Origin of the sequence: Hymenobacter metallilatus (genome assembly GCF_003944705.1) — a bacterium.
Classification (GTDB): Bacteria; Bacteroidota; Bacteroidia; order Cytophagales; family Hymenobacteraceae; genus Hymenobacter; species Hymenobacter metallilatus.
Genome location: NZ_RWIS01000006.1, coordinates 279,739 through 300,656 on the forward strand (window position 1 = coordinate 279,739; position 20,918 = coordinate 300,656).

General features: G+C 61.6%; 17 protein-coding genes. 13 read left to right on the forward strand and 4 right to left on the reverse strand.

Features of this window, described 5'->3' with window-relative positions; genetic code table 11:
• Positions 1-91 precede the first annotated feature (91 nt).
• Positions 92-1,936: a PAS domain-containing sensor histidine kinase gene (locus tag EI290_RS11320; RefSeq protein ID WP_125429966.1), complete on the forward strand. Its 1,845-nt coding sequence runs from the start codon at positions 92-94 to the stop codon at positions 1,934-1,936.
• 88 nt (positions 1,937-2,024) lie between these two features.
• Entirely contained in the window at positions 2,025-2,705 is a 681-nt protein-coding gene (locus EI290_RS11325) for an MIP/aquaporin family protein (protein ID WP_125429969.1), read from the forward strand.
• 5 nt (positions 2,706-2,710) lie between these two features.
• Here EI290_RS11325 and EI290_RS11330 read toward each other — a convergent pair whose 3' ends face one another.
• On the reverse strand, positions 2,711-3,625 hold the full coding sequence (locus EI290_RS11330) for a flavin reductase family protein (protein WP_125429972.1): 915 nt from the start codon (positions 3,623-3,625) through the stop codon (positions 2,711-2,713).
• Positions 3,626-3,653: 28 nt separating this feature from the next.
• Positions 3,654-4,136 carry a hypothetical protein gene (locus EI290_RS11335; RefSeq protein ID WP_148103634.1) on the reverse strand — a complete coding sequence of 161 codons (483 nt, stop codon included), beginning with the start codon at positions 4,134-4,136 and terminating at the stop codon, positions 3,654-3,656.
• Between the two features lie 190 nt (positions 4,137-4,326).
• Here EI290_RS11335 and EI290_RS11340 point away from each other — a divergent pair, with 190 nt between their 5' ends.
• The 3 genes from EI290_RS11340 (at position 4,327) to EI290_RS11350 (ending at position 6,658) form a co-directional block, all read left to right on the forward strand.
• Positions 4,327-4,884 (forward strand): RNA 2'-phosphotransferase, encoded by a 558-nt coding sequence (locus EI290_RS11340; RefSeq protein WP_125429978.1) that lies wholly within the window; start codon positions 4,327-4,329, stop codon positions 4,882-4,884.
• Positions 4,881-5,813 carry a M28 family peptidase gene (locus tag EI290_RS11345; RefSeq protein WP_125429981.1) on the forward strand — a complete coding sequence of 311 codons (933 nt, stop codon included), beginning with the start codon at positions 4,881-4,883 and terminating at the stop codon, positions 5,811-5,813. Before EI290_RS11340 ends, EI290_RS11345 begins: the two co-directional genes overlap by 4 nt.
• 89 nt (positions 5,814-5,902) lie before the next feature.
• Positions 5,903-6,658 (forward strand): DUF2490 domain-containing protein, encoded by a 756-nt coding sequence (locus EI290_RS11350; RefSeq protein ID WP_246008929.1) that lies wholly within the window; start codon positions 5,903-5,905, stop codon positions 6,656-6,658.
• A gap of 103 nt (positions 6,659-6,761) precedes the next feature.
• Here the strand turns inward: EI290_RS11350 and EI290_RS11355 are convergent, their stop codons facing one another.
• Positions 6,762-7,376 carry a hypothetical protein gene (locus EI290_RS11355; RefSeq protein ID WP_125429987.1) on the reverse strand — a complete coding sequence of 205 codons (615 nt, stop codon included), beginning with the start codon at positions 7,374-7,376 and terminating at the stop codon, positions 6,762-6,764.
• Between the two features lie 102 nt (positions 7,377-7,478).
• On the opposite strand from EI290_RS11355, the gene EI290_RS11360 reads away from it, so the two are divergent.
• The 8 genes from EI290_RS11360 (at position 7,479) to acs (ending at position 19,256) form a co-directional block, all read left to right on the forward strand.
• Positions 7,479-7,901 carry an IS1/IS1595 family N-terminal zinc-binding domain-containing protein gene (locus tag EI290_RS11360; protein WP_125429990.1) on the forward strand — a complete coding sequence of 141 codons (423 nt, stop codon included), beginning with the start codon at positions 7,479-7,481 and terminating at the stop codon, positions 7,899-7,901.
• Between the two features lie 152 nt (positions 7,902-8,053).
• Positions 8,054-9,589, forward strand: coding sequence for a hypothetical protein (locus EI290_RS11365; RefSeq protein WP_125429993.1), 1,536 nt, complete (start codon positions 8,054-8,056; stop codon positions 9,587-9,589).
• A gap of 139 nt (positions 9,590-9,728) precedes the next feature.
• Positions 9,729-11,243: an MFS transporter gene (locus EI290_RS11370; RefSeq protein ID WP_125429996.1), complete on the forward strand. Its 1,515-nt coding sequence runs from the start codon at positions 9,729-9,731 to the stop codon at positions 11,241-11,243.
• 269 nt (positions 11,244-11,512) lie between these two features.
• Complete coding sequence (locus EI290_RS11375) at positions 11,513-11,728, forward strand: hypothetical protein (protein WP_125429999.1); 216 nt, start codon at positions 11,513-11,515, stop codon at positions 11,726-11,728.
• 200 nt (positions 11,729-11,928) lie between these two features.
• The gene (locus EI290_RS11380) at positions 11,929-14,676 is read left to right on the forward strand and encodes a sensor histidine kinase (protein ID WP_125430003.1); all 2,748 of its coding nucleotides are present in this window, start codon (positions 11,929-11,931) and stop codon (positions 14,674-14,676) included.
• Positions 14,677-14,905: 229 nt separating this feature from the next.
• Positions 14,906-15,283, forward strand: a complete 378-nt coding sequence (locus tag EI290_RS11385) for a response regulator transcription factor (RefSeq protein ID WP_125430006.1) — start codon at positions 14,906-14,908, stop codon at positions 15,281-15,283.
• A gap of 40 nt (positions 15,284-15,323) precedes the next feature.
• Positions 15,324-17,249 (forward strand): propionyl-CoA synthetase, encoded by a 1,926-nt coding sequence (locus tag EI290_RS11390; RefSeq protein ID WP_125430009.1) that lies wholly within the window; start codon positions 15,324-15,326, stop codon positions 17,247-17,249.
• Positions 17,250-17,330: 81 nt separating this feature from the next.
• Complete coding sequence (acs, locus tag EI290_RS11395) at positions 17,331-19,256, forward strand: acetate--CoA ligase (protein WP_125430012.1); 1,926 nt, start codon at positions 17,331-17,333, stop codon at positions 19,254-19,256.
• 320 nt (positions 19,257-19,576) lie between these two features.
• Here the strand turns inward: acs and EI290_RS11400 are convergent, their stop codons facing one another.
• Positions 19,577-20,698 carry an alginate O-acetyltransferase AlgX-related protein gene (locus EI290_RS11400; RefSeq protein WP_125430015.1) on the reverse strand — a complete coding sequence of 374 codons (1,122 nt, stop codon included), beginning with the start codon at positions 20,696-20,698 and terminating at the stop codon, positions 19,577-19,579.
• Between the last annotated feature and the right edge of the window lie 220 nt (positions 20,699-20,918).

The following is a 20,918-nucleotide window of genomic DNA, read 5'->3' on the forward strand; positions in this document are numbered from 1 at the left end:
ACCCGCCTGCCTACTATGGCTGAAGTGGTCATATCTCATTCCTTACGGGCCGGCCCTCAGGGGCGCATATAAGCCCACATGATGCTTGCCCTTGATACCTACTCTCCCTTTTGAGCAGATGCTGCGCCAGCTGCAGGCGGGTGTTGCAACACTGGAAGGCCCCGACCTACGCTATAGTTTCGTAAACGACCAAATGCGGGAGTTGGTGGGTGAGGCTAAGCCGGGTCAGCGCGTAGCCGACCAGCCCGGGCAGTTACCTTCTTCCTTACTGGAGGTATTACCCCGTATTTATGCGGCCGGAGAGCAGTACACGGTCAAAGCCTGTGCCTGCGGCCCTCAGCACTGCTATGATTTGTCGGTACAGCCTTACCACGACGAGCACGGAGCCATGGCCGGGCTGCTACTGCTGGCCGTGGATGTAAGTGAGCAGGAAGCGGCCCGGCAGCGGGCCCACGAGTTGGCCCTTACCACGCGCCGCCTCGACGCCCGCCTGCGGGTGCTGACGGAAACGGCCCCCCTGGTTACCTTCACCACCGACGCTCAGGGTAAGGTAACCTATGTCAGTCCGCAGTGGTACCGCTTTACGGGCCAGCCACCTACGGCCGACTTAACGGCTATCTGGCCGTTGCTGGTGCATCCCGACGACCGGTTGCGGGTGCTCTACGAAGCCGAAGCGGCGCGGCGGGTAGGAGCAGGGTGGAATTTTGAGTACCGACTGCGCCGCTACGACGGGGCATACCGCTGGATGCTGAGCCGGGCCCTGCCCGAGATGCATCCTCCCGATGCGCCGGTTTTCTGGCACGGGGCACTGACGGAAGTACACCAGGAGCGCGAGCTGAGCGAGGCTCGCCGCCGTGGGGAGGCTGAGCTCCGGTTTCTGGCTGATAGTATTCCGGAGCTGGTCTGGACGGCCTCGGCCGAGGGCCTGGTCGATTATTACAACCAGTATACCTTGGAGTACACGGGACTGACCAAGGAAGAACTGGGGCCCACCGGCTGGGTAGGATTGCTGCAAACCGAAGAGCAGGCTGCCGCCGCCCGCCGGTGGGTGCAAAGCGTGGCCAGTGGTACCGAGTTTGAGGGCGAATACCGGATGCGTCGCCACGACGGAGTGTACCGCTGGCACACCATCAGGGCCCGGCAGCTTAGCGACGGCAGCGGCCCGCGCTGGTTTGGTACCTGCTCCGATGTGGAGGAACAGTACCGCCTGCGCCAGGTACTACAAACCCAGTACGACGAACTTTCCCGCGCCCATCATAACCTGGATACCTTCGTGTATGCGGCCTCCCACGACCTGCGGCAGCCGACCAACAACCTGCGTGGGCTGTTCGAGGAGTTGCGCCGCTCCGCTACCTTCGCCGACCCCGAGCAGGCCCTTATGCTACAGATGGTGGATGCGGCCCTCACTCAACTGGATGATACCCTGATTGATCTGGCTACCACCGTGCGGACCCAGCGCCAGCAGCAGGAACCCGTGGAAGTACTGGATATGGCCCTGGTGCTGGAAGAAATTCTGCTGGGCCTGCGGCCGGAGATTATGCAGCGCGGGGCCCGGATTGAGGTGCTGGTTGGCGATGCACCGGGCCTGCGCTACAGCCGCGCCAATCTGCGTTCCGTAGTGCATAACCTGGTCAGTAATGCCCTTAAATTCAGTCATCCTGTACGCCCGCCGCATATCGTTCTGCGCAGCTACCATACCCCCGACGACCAGCCTGTGCTGGAAGTTCAGGACAATGGCCTGGGTATGCACATCGACAATCCGGCTCACCCGGTGTTTCAGCTCTTTGCCCGCCAGCACACCCACGTAGACGGCACGGGGGTGGGTTTATACCTGGTGCAGCGCATCGTGAGCAGCCAGGGCGGACACGTAACGGTAACCAGCACGCTGGGCGAGGGTACTGCTTTTCGGGTGTATTGGACGGTGCCGGCCGCCTGACCAGACTTCGGATACCAGCCGCGTGTAGCGCGCACGGCGTACCCTACCACGCAGCTGGCAGCCGAACCAGCGTATCAGCTTCTTCTATATGAGCCCAACCTTACGACAATGCCTGCTGGCTGAGGTGCTAGGCACGGCCTTCTTATTGATTTTTGGTACCGGAGCAGTGGTGGTGGATGAGCAGACGCACGCCATAGGGCACGGCGGGGTGGCGGCGGCCTTCGGGCTGATAGTACTCATTATTATTCAGGGCCTGGGGCATATCAGCGGGGCTCACGTTAACCCGGCCGTTACCATCGGGTTCTGGGCGGCGGGGCGCTTTCCGGGGCGGCGGGTAGTGCCGTATGTGCTGGCCCAGCTGGCAGGTGCGGCTCTGGGCAGCGGGGCCGTATGGCTGTTGGCCGCGCCCGGCTCCTCGCTGGGAGCTACGCTGCCGGCCCATGGGGTAGCCCAGGCATTTGCTGTGGAGTTAGGACTTACCTTCTGGCTGATGCTCATAATTCTGCGTGTTACCTGCAGCTACTATGAGCAAGGCTTGCTGGTGGGCCTCACCATCAGCAGCACTGTGGCGCTGGAGGCGCTGGTGGGTGGCCCTTTGAGCGGTGCTTCCATGAATCCGGCCCGCTCCCTGAGTCCGGCCTTGTTCAATGGCAACTTCACGGCTGCCTGGGTGTACGTGGCAGCGCCCCTGGCCGGGGTGCTGCTGGCCGTGCTGGCCGACCGTGTGCTCGACCTGAAAGCCCCTGCCACCCCCATGCCACCGCAATAGCCGGCCTAAGCCGCCAGCAGCAGCACTTTCCAGGCGTCCAGCAAGCGGCCTTCTTCCAGCAGCTGCTTACCCAGCTGCATCAGAGCAGACCGTTGGGTGGCGGGTTCGGAGTGCTTGCTCAGAGTATAGCTTACCATGGGCTCCTGACGGAAGGCCTGCACCTCTTCCTGAGTGGGAATAGACGGGGCTTCTATATTGGCCAAGCGGCCCAGGTTGTTGCCCGTGAGGATGTCGGAAGTGCGGATGTGCTCCGGCAGCTGATCGATGCCGATACCAAGGTGACGGTTGGGCTTGGGTACTTCGAACAGCGTAGCAGCGGAGCGGCTGTACCAGTCGCCGCCGAGGCGGGCAATGGCATCGAGCTTCACGGGGTCGATGCCGACGCCCGAGGACAGGATGATGTCTTCGCGGAAGTGGGCCAGCACCACCCGGCACAGTACCAGGTTGCCGGCACCGTTGTTCTGGCCCAGCTCGATTACCTGCTCCACCACGCACTCAAACGCGGCCGGGGCCTCCAGCACCCGGGGTGGGCGCACCCGCTGGCTGGGCACGGCCGTAAAGCCGGCCTTCACGAACTCATTCACGCCCCGGGCATATTCTGTGCTGGCCAACGACATCTGCTCCACCATGGCATAGTCGCAGATGTGAACCACGCACTCGGCTACCTCCCGCACATTTTGCAGGGTGTGTTTCTGGGAGTTGTCGCGCACCCGGTTGGCGGGAGAGAAAGCCAGAATAGGCGGATTGGAACCGAAGCAGTTGAAGAAGCTGTAAGGACTCAGGTTCACGCTGCCATCTGCGGCCACAGTACTTACAAATGCCACGGGGCGCGGGGCAATGGCCCCTACCATAAACGGGTGCCAGTCGGCGGGCGAAAGGTCAGACGGAACGATGCTGCGGAACGGGGTGGGAGTAGACATGGGGGCGAAGTTCGGCGTTGGCCGGCAATTATTCGTGGTAAGTCCACTGCCCGGTGCTGCTGCTGTAAAATGCCTGGACAAATAGCCCCATTCCATACCCTAGCTGATAGGTAGCGGAGTCGTTGGTAAGCGCAGGGGAATAGTACTGGAAAGGGGCTGGGGTAACTATACCGTAGGCAGTGGTAGGAAGCCGGGGCAGGTAGCGCGGCGTTAGTTGCGCCAGGGAGTCGGGAAACTGCTGCTGCGTGCGGTGGTACGTTGCCAGGGCCCGGATAATAACGCCCGCCCGCCGCTGCGAAATGCGGTTCTGCCACTGCTGTACGAGCAGGTACAATGGTAGCTGCAAAAGCAGGGCAGCGGCAGTAATCAGCCAGTACTGCCGCCACCGCCACCTGCTCATCGCATAACCTCCCACCGCCACCAAACTGCCCCCTACGCCCAGACTGAGTACCGGAGGCAACAGCCAGGCGTTGGTTTCCAGCTGGAGCAGCAACAGGGCTGCCAGTGCCATACCCCCCCACATGGCTACTGGCATTCTGGGAGCTTTAGAAGAAAGAATAGACATGGGGAGGGAAGTCAGACAGTAAAAAGGGTGAAAATTACTGCTATGTTGCACCGCTACCACCGTAGCCGGCCGCTAACCAGGAGAGGAGTAGATCCTGAAAGTAAAGTCTGGACAGCTTATAGCATATTTTTTTTAGATGCAGAATACCGAGTTAAGCAAACTGTTGAGTTATGCCCTGCGTCACCGCCCCGAGGAGCTGGGCCTGACCCTAACTGCCCAGGGGTGGGTGCCGGTAAGCAACCTGCTAGCGGCCCTGCAGGCCCGGGACGCCAGCATTACCCTGGCGCGGCTGCAGGTAGTAGTAGCCTCCAACGATAAAAAGCGCTTTGCCTTTTCTGAAGATGGCCAGCTGATTCGGGCCAGCCAGGGTCACTCGGTGGCTGTGGAGCTGGATCTGCCCCTGCAAGTGCCTCCCGAAATCCTGTATCATGGTACGGCCACGCGCTTTTTGGCGGCTATTCTGGAACAGGGCCTGCGCCCCGGCAACCGGCAGCACGTGCACCTCTCGTCCGACCGGCCCACGGCCGAGGCGGTGGGCCGGCGTCACGGCAAACCGGTTGTTCTGCTGGTAAAAGCCGGCGAGTTGCACCGGGCAGGAGGGCAGTTTTTTCGGTCAGCTAACGGAGTGTGGCTGACGGCAGCCGTGCCCGTGCCCTATCTGGTAGCGGAACCCGGCCCAGTGGAAGCAGTATGAACACGGTGCGCCGCTGCCTGGGTATTTTAGCCCTGCTGCTCTGGTGGGGGGCGGGGCTGCGGGGGCAGCCGCTGCCCGCCGATACGGCCCGACTGCGCCGCCACATCGTGGCCCTCACCAGCATGCCCGAGCCCCGCAATTACCTGCACGAGGCCAGTCTTAACCAGGCTGCCGACTACATCCGGGCGGAACTGGCCGCCGCCGGGGCCCGGCCTACCGTGCAGCCCTATGTAGCGCAGGGCCGCACCTACCACAACATCCTGGGCCATTTTGGTCCCGAAACCGGCCCCCGCCTCATTGTTGGGGCACACTATGACGTGTGCGGGGAGCAGCCCGGGGCCGACGATAATGGCTCGGGGGTGGCGGCTTTGCTGGAGCTGGCGCGCCTGCTGGGGCAGCAGCAGGCCCTGCCTTACCGGATTGATCTGGTAGCCTACACGCTGGAGGAGCCGCCATTCTTCCGCACCCCGCAGATGGGCAGCTTCGTACACGCCAAATCCCTGCACGATGCCGGCGTGCCCGTGCGCGGCATGGTGGCGCTGGAAACCCTGGGCTATTATGATGACCGTAAACACACCCAGCGTTACCCCTTGGGCCTGCTGAAATGGGTGTATGGCACGCGGGGTAACTACGTCACGGTGGCGCAGAAATTCGGCAACGGCCGCTTCGGTCGCCAGTTTGCCCGGCGCTACCAGGCCGCCGCCGTCCTGCCCGTGAAACGGTTTAAGGCACCCGCCTGGCTGCCCGGCATCGACTTCTCCGACCACCTCAACTACTGGCACTTCGGCTACCCGGCCGTGCTGCTCACTGATACCGCCTTCTACCGCAACCAGCACTACCACGAGCCCACCGACACACTTAACCGCTTGGATATGCGCCGGTTGGGGCTGGCCGTGAATGCACTGCTGGCGGTAGTTTCGGGCCGGTAATTCCACTCAGCTGCCAACCCCGGCGCTTCGGGGGCGTATGCCTGTTGTGCGACCCCGCGGGTATTGGGGTATACCGGATGAAGAAATACGTGCTTTGGAGTGTAGGCAGCCTGCTCACCACCGCTGGTTTTGGCCAGTCGCCGCGCCTGCTCGACCCCAACACGCTAGGCTGGTTTGTGTACACTGGCGACCATACACTAACCCCGCACTGGGCCGTGCACACCGAGTACCAGTGGCGGCGCATTAACTGGGCACCGCAGCAGCAGCTGGCGCGGCTGGGGCTGGTACGGACGCTGTCGGAGCGGGTAAGGGTGTCGGGGGGGTATACCTATTTTCAGACGCACCGTTACGGCCGCTACCCCACCGTGCCCAACCGTCCCGAGCCCGAAAACCGCTTCTATGAGGATGTTTCGCTGGATGACCAGCTGGGCCGCCTCAAGTTCAACCACCGGCTGCGGCTGGAGCAGCGCTGGTTGGGCAGCCGGGCCAACGAAGGGCAAGGCCCGGTGGAAGCCTGGGAATACCAGCACCGCATCCGTTACCAGCTCTCGGGCCAGTGGGCGGTGCAGGGCCCTACGGTGGAGGATGGCGAATGGTACCTGAATGCATTCGATGAGCTGTTTATCGGGTTCGGCCGCAACGTGCAGGGCAATGTGTTCAACCAGAACCGCCTGTCCGGCGGGCTGGGCTACCAGTTTGCCGATAACGCCAAAATCGAGCTGAATTACCTCTATCAAATCAGCCAGCACGCCACTCCGGAGCCAATTTCGGGGCGGCCCGTGTTCGAAATTAACCAGGGTTTCCGCCTGAACGTGCTGTACGACCTGAATTTCAGCGGAGAGTGAGCAGGGAGGGTAAAGGGTAAGAAAGCACGTCAGTGCAAGCCCCGCGAGATTCCTCGGCTCCGCCTTCACTTGGAATGACGTTGATGTACCCTGTTGTTCTCGTTTAGGTCAGCTGGCCTACCCACACCCAGCCGGTCTGCACCAGCAGGTACTCGTCGTTGCCCTCAGGTTGGCAGAGGCAGTGCGGTTTTTCGAGAGCCCACTCCGGCCAGCCATTTGGGTAATCGAACGAATCCACCACAACTTCCCAGGGATGCGGCTGCCACCTCAGCTTAGCGGCGCCGGGTAGTTCCCGGTACGCTGCCGGCAGGGGCGGACCCTCGGAGGACGGCTCCCCAAACCTATTTTGATATCGGTCGGCCATTTTCCGTATGCTTACTATTACCTGCGAACTGTGCGCAAACTCCGGCCCAACCAGCCATACGGCGGCATAAACCGGCTCAGTCAGCACAGCTAGTTCCAGTTGCCAGGCGAAAAAGGTGATGAGCAAATGTTGAGCCGCCAGCTGCCGCACCAGCATGGGGGGTTGCCGGTGATGCCAGTGCCACGGATGCAGGCCTAGTTTCTCGTAGTAGTACTGCCGGTTCAACAGGGCGTCAACGGAAAGTGGAGCTGCCCAAGTGCTTTCGGCCTGTCGATACCGCAGGTGTCTCTTGCCGCCGCGTATTTTCTTGTTGCTCTGAAACGAAGTGCCACGACGGTGCTTTATGGCTCTCATGCCTCAGCAGGTTGATTGCGTAATAATGGGCTAATTGTTGCTAAATTACTATATCTTTACTAATTAGCTATAGTTTGTTTGTAAGTCCTCACTCACTCCGGTATGTCTCAGCTGCGTTGTCCTAAGTGCGAATCAATGGAAGCCACTAAAAGCGGCGTGGTGGGAGGGCGGCAGCGTTTCAAGTGCAAGAACTGCGGCTACCACTATTCGGTAGCTAAAACGGGCAAAGAAACCAGCCCATATTACGTCATCAAGGCATTGCAGCTGTATGTAGAAGGCGTGAGCTACCGTGAGATTGAGCGGCTGCTAGGCGTAAGTCACGTATCAGTGATGAACTGGGTGAAGAAATACGGCGTAAAAGCCCCGCGCCAGACTGACTACCACCCAACCTACAAAATCCTGAATCAGAAGGAGCTGGCGGAGTTCTTTCAGAAGCCGGAAAACCTGAAGGAAGCAGGCTTAATTGTGACGGAGCTAGGCGATAAGTACATGATGATCAGGTGGGAGAGGTTTAAGCAAGGATGAAATAGCAGGTAATCTATAGTTGCTTAGCGTAACTATAGCCGGGGTATGGCCGGACGATGGGGATTTTTCTACTTGGGCAACCACTCTGCCGCCCCGGGGCGGCCGGTGGACTCTCGCTGACCTATTCCACTCCCCAAAAATCCACCCTGCTCATGCAAAAAGCCCGTTACGCCCTCACCCTAAGCGCGCTACTGGCTGCTGCCGGTGCCTCTGCCCAGGTTACCCCACCGCCACCCGCTGAGACTCCGGCTCCGCCGCCAGCTGCGCCCGTGCCAGTGGTAGCCGCGCCTGCACCGCCGCCCACCGAATCGGCCCCCTACGGCCCGGGTATGAAGGTGAACATCTCACCCGACGGTTCCAAATACATCCGCTTTATTACCTGGCACCAGATCTGGACGCGCTACACCGAAAACAACACCGGCACGCTGCGCGCCCCGGGCAAGCCCCAGTCCGACCAGATTGACTTTTCGTTGCGTCGTTCCCGCTTCATAGTGCTGTCGCAGCTGAACCCGCGGTTTCTGGTGTACACCCACATCGGTATCAATAATCAGACGGCCGTAAGCGGCGGTACGGCCCCGACGGTGGACGGCAAAAAGCCCCAGTTGTTCGTGCATGAGGCCGTGGTGGAATACAAGGTGAACAAGTACCTGAACCTGGGCGCCGGGATGCACTACCAGAACGGCCTCTCGCGCATGACGCGCTCCAGCACCATCAATTACCTCACCCTGGATGCGCCCCTGACCAACTGGCCCACCATTGAGGCCATTGACCAGTTTGTGCGGGGTATAGGGGTATACGGCAAGGGCCGCGTGGGCAAGCTGGACTACGTGCTGTCGGTAAACGAGTCGTTCCTGACCAACCAGACCGGCGCCTTCAGCACGCCGCTGGGCCTGGGCACTACCACCGGCACCGGCACGGCCCGGGTGAATACGGGCACCAACACGGCGCAGTATAATCCGCAGGGCACCAACCATGTGTACCAGGGCTATGCCAGCTACGAGTTTCTGGATCAGGAGGCCAACCTGCTGCCCTTTAACGTGGGTACCTACCTGGGTTCCAAACGGGTATTCAACATCGGGGCCGGTTTCTTCTATAATAAGGACGGCATGTACTCCCGCCCGACCACGAGTGTGCTGAATGCTGCTGCCATTGATGCCGCCACGGCCGCCGGCACCAACTCGCTGAACACGGTAGGCACCAACAAGCACGATATTGCCCTGTTCTCGGCCGATGTGTTTTTTGATACGCCCATTAACAAGGAAACCGGCACGGCTTTCACAGCTTACGCCGTGTACTATAACTACAACATGGGCCCCAACCACGTGCGCTTTATCGGGGCCGCCAACCCCGGCTGGGGTACCGATGCCCGCCGTGGCAACGCCGTACCCCACTCCGGCACGGGCAACGTGGGCTACGTGCAGGCCGGGTACCTGTTGCCGAAAAGCCTGCTGGGGCCCAAGCTGCGGGTGCAGCCCTACGCCTCCCACCTGCTGGCCGGCTACGAAGGCCTGCGCACCAGCAGCGGCGAGCAGAAGAACGTGAACATCTTTGATGCCGGCGCCAACTTCTACGTTGATGGTCACAACGCCAAGTTCACGCTCAACTACCGCGCCCGTCCTGATTTCACGGACGTGAACAATGTGAATTACCGCCCCGAAATAACCCTGCAGACGCAGGTAGCCCTGTAACGCTTCAGTTGCAGGTTTTCGGGTAGAACGTCATTCCTCGGCTTCGCTGCGCTGCGCTCGGAATGACTTGCTATTCGGCAACCGACAACTCGCAACTGGCAACCGATATTTCATCTTCCCACTTTACTTCTCACCCATCATGCACCAGAACTTACCACAGCGCGACGCCTACGCCGGGGCCGCGCCCCTGGGTGGAACTCCCACCGCCGACGATGCCGTGGCCCACGACAACAACGCCGTTTCAACCGGCAAAATCTGGCAGGTGATTACCGCTTCATCGGTGGGCACCGTCATTGAGTGGTACGACTTCTACATCTTCGGGTCGTTGGCGGCCATCATTGGGCCGGTACTGTTCGGCTCCACGGGCAAGATTGAGGATACCATTCTCGGGACGCTGGCCGTGTTTGGGGCCGGGTTTGTGGTGCGGCCATTTGGGGCGCTGTTCTTCGGCCGTATCGGCGACATGATTGGGCGCAAGTATACTTTCCTGCTCACCCTGCTGATCATGGGCGGAGCCACCTTCATCACCGGGCTGATTCCGAGCTACGATAAAATCGGGCTGGCGGCACCCATTATTGTAACGCTGCTGCGCCTGCTGCAGGGGCTGGCGCTGGGTGGCGAGTACGGCGGTGCCACCACCTACGTGGCCGAGCATTCCCCCGACAACAAGCGCGGCTATTATACCTCCTTCATTCAGATTACGGCTACGGCCGGCCTGCTGCTGAGCGTGCTGGTAATTGTTGCTACCCGCAAAACCATGGGTGAGGCGGCCTTCAAGGAGTGGGGCTGGCGCATTCCCTTTCTGCTCTCGGGCCTGCTGGTTATTGCCTCCTATTACATCCGGCGCAAGCTGCACGAGTCGCCGCTGTTTGCCAAGGCCAAGTCAGAGGGCAAAACCAGCACCAACCCCCTGCGCGAGTCGTTCGTGAATCCCGTAAACCGCCGCCTGGTACTGATTTCGCTGTTTGGCGCTACCATGGGCCAGGGGGTGGTGTGGTACACCGGCCAATTTTACGCTTACTCCTTCATGCAGAATACGCTGAAGCTGGATATCGTGGATGCCTCCGTGGTGCTATGCACTGCCCTGATTCTGGCCACCCCGTTCTTCGTGTATTTTGGCTCGCTTTCCGACCGGATCGGCCGCAAGAGAATTATTATGATGGGGCTGCTCTGTGGGGCTCTGTTTACCTTCCCCATCTTCCACGGCCTCAAGCAATTTGCCGGCCCCATCACGGAAGTAACGGCCGCCACCGTAGATGCCACTGGCAAGGCGGTTCCCGCCGTAATGAAGGCCCTGGAGCCTAACCTCATTGCCATGACGGCCCTGGTGTTCTGCCTCGTGCTATTCGTGACGATGGCCTACGGCCCCATTGCTGCCTACCTTGTGGAGTTGTTTCCCACAAAAGTGCGCTACACTTCTTTATCCTTGCCTTACCACATTGGCAACGGTGTATTCGGGGGCTTTGTGCCGCTGATTGCTACGGCCCTGACCCTGCGTGCTGCCGCTTCCGATTCACCCTTTATCAAGGAGCACAGCACGCTGGCTGGGCTGGTCTATCCGGTGGGTATTGCGTTGCTGTGCTGGTTTATTGGCCAGGCCCTGATGAAGGACGTGCGCAATGTGAAACTCATGGACGACACCTCCGCGGCCTAACCGGGGCCGGGTATTCCTGCTAAATGCTTTGCCGGCCCCATTCGCCGGCATAGCACACAAAGTCCGCCGGGCCATTGGTCCGGCGGACTTTGTGTGCTGACCCATCCACCTGGGCAGCACCATTATGTTCGGGCGTTTGGCCTCACCCACCAACCTCTTTCCGAAAAAGAGAGGGGGTGGACAGGAAAAAAGGAAACCTATAAAAGAGAACGTAACAGCGCTGGTCCGCGCAATTGGCTACATTTCCCGCTTCTTAATTCGACGTGTGTATGGCTGCCCCCGGAACCGAAAAAACCGAGCACCAGCGCGGCCAGCGGCTGCTGTTCGTGGCCGTGCTGTTTGCCGTGCTGCTCAATTTTCCCTTCCTGTCCGTGTTCAATCACGCCGGCCATGTGGCTGGCATTCCGGTGCTCTACCTCTACGTGCTGGCGGCCTGGGTACTGCTGGTGCTCATTACGGGCTGGCTGGTTCGGAAGGAGAGGTAAGTTTTGAGTGATGAATGATGAGAGTTGAGTTATGAATGATGAGAGATGAGTTGTGAATTTGAACTATGAATCAGGCAGTACGGCCAGCCACACTGCCCTAAGCAGCCTGATGTGAAACCACTAATAACCCCGCCGCTGCCCAGCTACTGATTTCCACTTCACAACTCATCTTTCATCAATCATAACTCATCTCTCAAAAGATGTCCTCCCTGCTCGTCATCGGCTTTTCTTTCGGGTACCTCGTCCTGCTGTTTGGGGTGGCGTATGCGGCGGAGCGTCGGTCGGCGGCGCGGCGCAGCCTGGTGAGCAACCCTTACGTGTACGCGCTGAGCATGGCAGTGTACTGCACCGCCTGGACCTATTACGGCTCGGTGGGGCGGGCTGCGCATTTCGGGCTGGAGTTCGTGGGTATCTATCTGGGACCCACACTTATGGCTCCGGTGGCCTGGCTGGTGCTGCGCAAAATCATCCGCATCTGCCGCAGCCAGCGCCTTACTTCCATTGCCGATTTCATATCGGCCCGCTACGGCAAAAGTGCCGGGCTGGGGGCCTTGGTGACGGTGGTGTGCGTGCTGGGCGTGGTGCCCTATATCTCCCTGCAGATCAAGGCTATTGCTGCTTCCTTCGATATTCTGACCCGCGACGTGGCCACCCTGAACCTGCCGGTGCAGGATGCCTCGGCGGCGGCGGGCTCGGCCTTTTATACTACCGTGGCGCTGGCGTTTTTTACCATCATCTTCGGGGTGCGCTCCATTGAGGCCACTGAGCGGCACGAGGGTATGGTGCTGGCCGTGGCCCTGGAAAGTCTGGTGAAGCTGGTGGCGTTTCTGGCGGCCGGCCTGTTCGTCACCTACGGCCTGTTCAACGGCTTTGCCGACGTGTTTGAGCGGGCCGCCGCGTTGCCTGAGCTGCGCCGCCTGTTCACGCTGGAGGGGGCCGGTACCACGCCGGGGCAGTGGTTCACGCTGCTGGTGCTGAGTATGGCGGCCATACTGCTGCTGCCCCGGCAGTTTCAGGTATCGGTGGTCGAAAACGTGAATGAAGACCACCTGCGCAAAGCCATGTGGCTGTTTCCGCTCTACCTGATCATCATCAACCTGTTTGTACTACCCTTGGCCTTTGGGGGCCGGCTGCTCGACCCCATCGGCCGCTTCGATGCCGATACGTTTGTGTTGGCGCTGCCCCTGCAGGCCGGCCACCCCTGGCTGGCCCTGCTTATCTACCTGGGCGGGCTGTCGGCGGCCAGCAGCATGATTATCGTGGAAACCATTGCCCTGAGCGTGATGATGAGCAACCACCTGCTTATGCCCCTGCTGGTGCGGCTGCCCGGGGCCCGCACCGAAGGGCCACGCTGGTTTGCCCGCCTGGGGCAGGCCGCCCTCAACAGCCGCCGCATGGCCGTGGTGCTGGTACTGCTGCTGGCTTTCGGGTACTACGTGGCGGTGGGCCACCTGCTGCCGCTGGTGAACATTGGGCTAGTGTCGTTTGCGGCGGTGGCGCAGTTTGTGCCGGTGGTGCTGGGGGGGCTGTACTGGAAAGGCGGCACCCGGCAGGGGGCCACGGCTGGTATTTCGGCTGGCTTTGTGGTGTGGTTTTTCACGTTGGTGCTGCCTACCATGGTGGGACCCGAACTGTTGCCTGATGCTGTGCTGCGCCAGGGCCTGTTCGGGTTAAGCTGGTTGCGGCCGTTTGCCTTGTTCGGACTGGAAGGGCTCGATTACCTGACGCACGGCCTGTTTTGGAGCTGGTTTTTTAACCTGGGGCTGTACCTGGCCGTGTCGCTGGGGCGGCAGCCATCAGTGCTGGAGCAGCGGCAGGCCGAGCTATTCGTACATGTATTCCGGCACGGCACCGGCTTCGAAGGACCTACCGGCTGGCACAGCGCCGCCGCCCTGCCCGATGTGCGGGCCTTGCTTACGGGCTTCCTCGGAAAAAAACGCACTAACCAGGCGCTGCGGGCCTTTCAGGAACGTTTTCCTGAAGCCCACGCCACCGATTCGGTTACGCCTCCTCAGGCCGACCCGCGCCTGCTGGCCTACGCCGAGAAGCTGCTGGCCGGCTCTATTGGGCCTGCTTCGGCCCGGCTGCTGCTGCGCTCCTCGGTAGGGGTGGAGGATATCAGCTTTGATAGTGTAGTGGGTATTCTGCGCGAAAGTCAGCAGCTGCTGGAAGCTAACCGCCAGCTCCAGAAGCAGCAGCGCCAGCTCCAGCGCCTCACCCAGCAGCTGCAGCAGGCCTATGACCAGCTCCAGGAGCTCGACCAGCACAAGGACGAGTTTCTGTACACTGTCACCCACGAGCTGCGTACCCCGCTTACCAGCATCCGGGCCCTGGCCGAAATCCTGACCGATAACCCCGAAATTGAGGAAGAGGAGCGGCAACGCTTCCTGCTCACCATTACCAAGGAATCGGAGCGACTAAGCCGGCTGATTACGCTGGTGCTGGACCTGGAGAAGTATGAGTCGGGCAAGGCCACGCTGGAGCTGGCCCCGGTGGATGTGGCCGACGTGGTAACCGACGCCCTGGAGGCCGTGGGCCAGCTGCTGCGCGACAAGCACATTCATCTGGACCTGGCCGTGCCGCCCGGCCTGCCCCACCTGCCCGGCGACCGGGACCGGCTGATGCAGGTGCTGGTGAACCTGCTCTCCAACGCCGTCAAATCGTGCCGGGCCGATGGCACGGGGCGCATTGCGGTAGGCGTGCAGGTACAGGATGGAGCCGTGCGCGTGGCCGTGCAGGATAATGGTAAGGGCATTTCTCCGGAGTTTCACCACCTCATCTTCGACAAGTTTTTCCAGGCCCGCCACCAAACCATGCGCAAGCCCGAGGGCTCAGGCCTGGGCCTGGCCATCACCAAGAAAATTGTGGAGCTGCACGCCGGCCGCATCTGGGTGGAAAGCCAACTCGGCCAGGGCGCCCGATTTTCATTTGAACTGCCGGTTGTATGAGCGTATCAGGACAGAATGAACGTCATGCTAAGAGCAGGCGCAGCCGCACTCGAAGCATTCCTATTGCTTCGTTGCAATGGTAATTGATCAGTCAGCGGTAGAGATGCTTCGACAAGCGGACGCCAGATCAAGCATGACGTTCATGTGGTCCATCCGCATCATCCGCTCCACCTGCTGCTTTCGATTCTTCCATTCTACCCGCTCAGTCCCCCGAAAACAAACGACTCTCATGCCTGCTCCCCACATTCTCATTGTCGATGACGAGCCCAACATCGTTATGTCGCTGGAATTTCTGATGCGCAAGAATGGCTACCAGGTCAGCATTGCCCGCAACGGTACCGAAGCCCTGGCCGCCATTGATGCCACGGCTTTCGAGGTAGTGCTGCTCGACATCATGATGCCCGACGTGGATGGCTACCAGGTGTGCCGCCACCTGCGCCAGCGCCCCGACCGGGCCGGCACCCGCGTTATCATGCTCTCGGCCAAAAGCAAGGAAGCCGACGTACAGAAAGGCTACGAGGCCGGAGCCGACCTCTACCTGCCCAAGCCCTTCAGCACCCGCCAGCTCATGGAAAAGGTGAAGGAGCTGCTGGCCGCCACCGCCTGATTCCCGCCCGATCTACGCCGCCCTTATCCCACCCACCCGCATGAATACGCCCACCTATGCCGCCCAGCACGCGGCCAGCCTCCACGATGCCGAAGCCTTTTGGGCCGGAGAGGCTGGCCGGCTCCAGTGGTTTCAGGAACCACCCCGGCCCGTGCTCAGCCGGGATGCTGATACCGGCTTTTACCGCTGGTTCCGGGGCGGCAAGCTCAATACCAGCTGGCTTTGCCTCGATTACCACGTGCAGCACGGCCGCGCCGGGCAGGTGGCCCTGGTATACGATTCGCCGGTAACCGGGCAGGTGCGCCGCTACACCTACCAGGAGCTGCTGCACCTGACCAGCCGCTTTGCCGGGGGCCTGCGCCAGCTGGGCGTACGGCCCGGCGACCGGGTGATCCTCTACATGCCCAACCTGCCCGAGGCCGTGATAACCATGCTGGCCTGCGCCCGGCTGGGGGCGGTTCACTCGGTGGTGTTTGGTGGCTTTGCGCCCCACGAGCTGGCCGTGCGCATTAACGACGCCGAGCCCTGCGTGCTGGTGTGCGCCTCCGCCGGCCTGGAGTTCGACAAGGTGATTCCCTACAAACCACTGGTCGATACCGCCCTGCAGCTGGCCCGGCACCGCCCCGAGCACGTAGTGGTGCTGCAACGCGACTTCTGCCGGGCCGAGCTGCAGCCGGAGCGCGACGTGGACTTCCAGCACCTGCTGCAGGCCGCCCCCGTAGATGCCGTGCCCCTGGATGCCACCGACCCGCTCTACATCCTGTACACCAGCGGTACCACCGGCAAGCCCAAAGGCGTGGTGCGCGACAACGGCGGCCACGCCGTGGCCCTCAAGTACAGCATGAGTGCCATCTACGGGGTGCAGCCCGGCGACACGTTCTGGGCCGCCTCCGATATTGGCTGGGCCGTGGGGCACAGCTACAGCGTGTACGGCCCGCTGCTGCACGGCTGCACCTCAGTGCTGTTCGAGGGCAAGCCCGTGCGCACGCCCGATGCCGGTACGTTCTGGCGGGTCATCCAGGACCACCAGGTGGGGGTGCTGTTCACGGCGCCTACTGCCATCCGGGCCATCAAAAAAGAAGACCCCAGCGGCCAGCTGGCCCAGCAGTATGAGTTGGGCAGTCTGCGCCACTTGTTTGTGGCCGGCGAGCGGTGCGACCCCGCCACCTATGCCTGGGCCGGCGCTACCCTGGGCGTGCCCGTGGTGGACCACTGGTGGCAGACGGAATCGGGCTGGCCGATGCTGGCCACGCTGGTGGGCCTGCCCGATATGCCCGCGCCCCGCGCCGGCTCGGCGGGCCACCCCGTGCCGGGCTATAACGTCCAGATTCTGGATGAGGCCGGCCAGCCCGTGCCGGCCGGTACCACCGGGCTGGTGGCGGTGCGCCTGCCGCTGCCGCCCGGCTGCCTGCCCACGCTCTGGCAGGATGATGCCCGTTTCCGCAGCGCCTACCTCGACGCCTTTCCTGGCTACTACCTCTCTGGCGACGGGGGCTACCAGGATGCGGAGGGCTACCTCTACATTATGGGGCGGGTTGATGACGTGATAAACGTGGCTGGCCACCGCCTCAGCACCGGCGAGCTGGAGGAGCTGCTGGCCGCCCACCCGGCCGTGGCCGAGTGCGCCGTGCTGGGCATTGCCTGCGAGCTGCGCGGGCAGGTGCCCGTAGGTTTGGTGGTGCTCAAAGATGGCCAGACCATACCCGAACAGCAGCTACAGCAGGAACTGGTAAGCCTGATCCGGGAGCGGGTAGGGGCCGTGGCCTGCTTCCGGCAGGCGGCCGTGGTGGCGCGGCTGCCCAAAACCCGCTCCGGTAAAATCCTGCGCAAAACCCTGCGGCAAGTGGCCGACGGTGAGGAGTTTACTATACCTTCCACCATTGATGATCCGGCTATCCTGGACGAGATTCGCGCGGTGCTGGCCCAACGCGGCATCGGGCGGGCGTTTGCACAGAACGTCAGCTAGCACATTGTTTTCCTTCCTTCGTCAGAGGGAGGGAAAATTCCAACTCTAAAATTTCACCACTTCACTCTTACCCTTATACCAATGCCCGAGACTCCCGCCAAGCACGCCCGCATTCGTAGCATCGAAGGCTACCACGAGGCGTATCACCTCAGCATCCATCACCCCGAAGAGTTCTGGGCCTCGGTGGCCGAGCCCTTCACCTGGCGGCGCAAATGGGATAAAGTGCTGACCTCCGATATGCCCGCCGGCCGCAACGAGTGGTTTGCCGGGGCCCGCCTCAACATCACCGAGAACTGCCTGGACCGCCACCTGGCCACCCGCGGCAATAAGCTGGCCCTGATCTGGGAGCCTAACGATACCAAAACCCGCCACCTGCGCCTCACCTACCGGGAGCTGCACCAGCAGGTGTGCCAGTTTGCCAACGTGCTCCACAACAACGGCGTGGAAAAGGGCGACCGGGTGTGCATTTACATGCCCATGATTCCGGAGCTGGCCGTGGCCGTGCTGGCCTGCGCCCGCATTGGGGCGGTGCATTCAGTTATCTTCGCTGGCTTCTCGGCCACCGCCATTGCCGACCGGGTAAATGATGCCCAGGCCAGCGTAGTGCTGACCTCCGACGGCCTCAACCGGGGCCCCAAGCAGATTCCGGTGAAGCGCGTGGTGGATGAAGCCCTGGAAACCTGCCCTTCCGTGCGCCGCGTGATTGTGGTGGAGCACCTGGGCTGGCCCGTGCAAATGGAAGCCGACCGGGACGTGTGGTACCACGAAGAAGCGGAGGGCGTAGCCAAAACCTGCCCCGCCGAGGAAATGGATGCCGAGGACCCGTTGTTCATCCTCTACACCTCGGGCAGTACCGGCAAGCCCAAAGGGGTAGTGCACAGCACCGCCGGCTACATGGTGTGGGCCGACTACACGTTCCGTAACGTGTTTCAGGTGGAAGAAAATGACATTTACTGGTGCACCGCCGACATCGGCTGGGTAACGGGGCACTCGTATCTGCTCTACGGCCCCTTGCTGGCCGGCAGCACCTCGCTTATGTTCGAAGGTGTGCCCACCTACCCCGATGCCGGCCGCTTCTGGGAAGTCATCGACAAGCACTCAGTCAGCATTTTCTACACCGCGCCCACTGCTATCCGCAGCCTCATGGCCGCACCCCTCGACAACGTGCTCAGCTACTCCCTGGATTCGTTGCGGGTGCTGGGCTCGGTGGGGGAGCCCATCAATGAGGAAGCCTGGCACTGGTACCACACCCATGTGGGCAAGGAGCGCTGCCCCATTGTGGATACCTGGTGGCAGACGGAAACCGGCGGCATCATGATTTCAGCGCTGGCAGGTATTACGCCCTCGGTGCCGGCCCGGGCCGGTTTGCCGCTGCCCGGTGTACAGCCCGTGCTGCTCAATCAGGAAGGCCAGGAAATTGAAGGCAACGACCAGGAAGGCTACCTGGCCATCAAGCAAAGCTGGCCCGGCATTATCCGGACTACCTACGGCGACCATGAGCGCGCCGTGCAGACATATTTTGCACCCTACAAAGGCTACTACTTTACCGGCGACGGCGCCCGCCGCGACTCAACCGGCCTTTACCGCATCATCGGTCGGGTAGATGATGTGATTAACGTAAGCGGCCACCGTTTTGGCACGGCCGAAATCGAAAACGCCATCAACCAGAACCCCAACGTGGTAGAATCGGCCGTGGTGGGCTACCCGCATGATGTGAAGGGCCAGGGCATTTACGCCTACGTCATCTGCCGGGAAGGAGCCTGCGAGAAGGAGTCGGACAAAGCCCACGTAGAAGCCAGTATCATCGAAACGGTGGTGGCCGAAATCGGGAAGATTGCCAAGCCCGACAAAATTCAGCTGGTAACTGGCCTGCCCAAAACCCGCTCCGGCAAAATCATGCGCCGCATTCTGCGCAAAGTGGCCGAAGGCGAAACCAGTTCCCTCGGCGACACCACCACGCTGCTCGACCCGGCCGTGGTAGACGAGATTATCAAGGGTAAAAAATAGCCCGGCAGAACGGTATAACGCACAACGACCGTCCGGTTCAAAACCGGACGGTCGTTGTGCGTTATACCGTTCTGCCGGGCAGTTGCACAGAATGCAGGTCAGCCATTCCGGGCATGTGGTACATCATGCCAGGGACGCAATATCCTACGGGCTACTAGCTGATTATCCTGACAACGGCAGCCCGTGCTATTCCTTTCGCCGCCTGATGCACCACATGCCTCCGGCTACGTTCTGCAGGACAGCTACCCTGGCAACGTCAGCACGCGAGATGCTTCGCTCCGCTCTGCATGACGTTCTTTCCATTCTGCTGTCTACCTGCGCTACTGCGTCAGGGTGTGCAGGCTATCGGCCAGAATGCGGGCGGCCAGGGCCTGGCCGTGCGGGTTCCAGTGGGTGTCGGTGGTGTAGTACAGGGCTTTGGTGGGCTCTGCTAGGGCCTGCTGCCGGATTCTGGTTTCCAGGTCTACGGTCCTGACGCCCCGCTGCCGGAGGGCGGCATACAGCCGGGCGGTGAAGCCCGGGCGGTAGGCTACCGTGCGGGGCAGCCGCTCCCGATAGATGGTGCTTTTGTCGGGAGCCGCCGCGAAAACCAGCTGCGTACCTTTCTGCCGCAGCTCCTTATCAACCCGCGCAATGCCGTCGGCAATGGCTACGAGGTCGGCCTCGGGCATGGGGGTGCGTGCCAGCCCCTGCTCATCGTTCAGAAACTGCATGGGGGCAACGTGAGCCGGCAACTGCTGCCGACCCAGTAGCACGGTAGTGTCGCGGGAGCCGCCGAGGTGCCAGCTGATTTCACTGGCCAGTCGTTGCAGGGGCGCTTTCACGGGAGCCGTTTCGGTGAGGTAGCCATCCAGGTTGGCGGGCCATAGGGCCGAGCCGCGCCAGGCCCCGTATGCCCGCTTGAGCGGATTGGCCGGCGGGTGCAGTTCGCTCCGGCGCTGCGCCATCCATTCAACAAACTCCTTGGTGTTGATGCCCGCCTCTATGCGAAGCCAGACCACCACCCGGCTGTTCCGAAAGGCCGGGGCCGGAGCATCCAGCAGCCGCGCCATAGCCAGGGTGCCGCGCCCATCAATGGAGGCGTTGCCCACGGGCTGGCCCAGGTGCCGGGCCAAGCTATCGGCAATCAGGTCGTTGATGAAGAAGGAGTCGCCGCACAGCGTCACGGCGAAAGGTCCGGCGGAGGTTTTGCGGAAGCCGTAGGCATCGGTGGCTACCGAGCGGGGCGTGGTGTCCTCGTGGGCCGCGTAGGGGGCCGACAGGGCCGCCACGTTCAGCCGGCGGGCAATGATGGGGCGCAGGGGCCAGGGCTGACGCGGCTGGTTAGGCTGCTCGCTCAGAATATGAGCCCCCTGCATGTGCAGCCAGCTTTTCGGGCCGGGCTGCCAGAGCCGGGCCAGCGCGTCGCCCACCCACAGCAGCAGCCAGAGCAGGCCCACCACGGCCGTAACGGGTAACTGCCGGGATACGGCCGTGGTGGGATGGTAATCGTTATTCTAGGGAAAACAAGTGAGCTTCTCAACCCCAGAAATATCTGGCGGTGGTCTAAATCGTGGTTTTGCTATCTTGTGTGATGCTACAGACTACCCTTACCTGTGCTAAATGTGGGAGCACAGCCTTGCGCAAAAATGGGCATAGCCACGGCCACGCCAAGTATTTGTG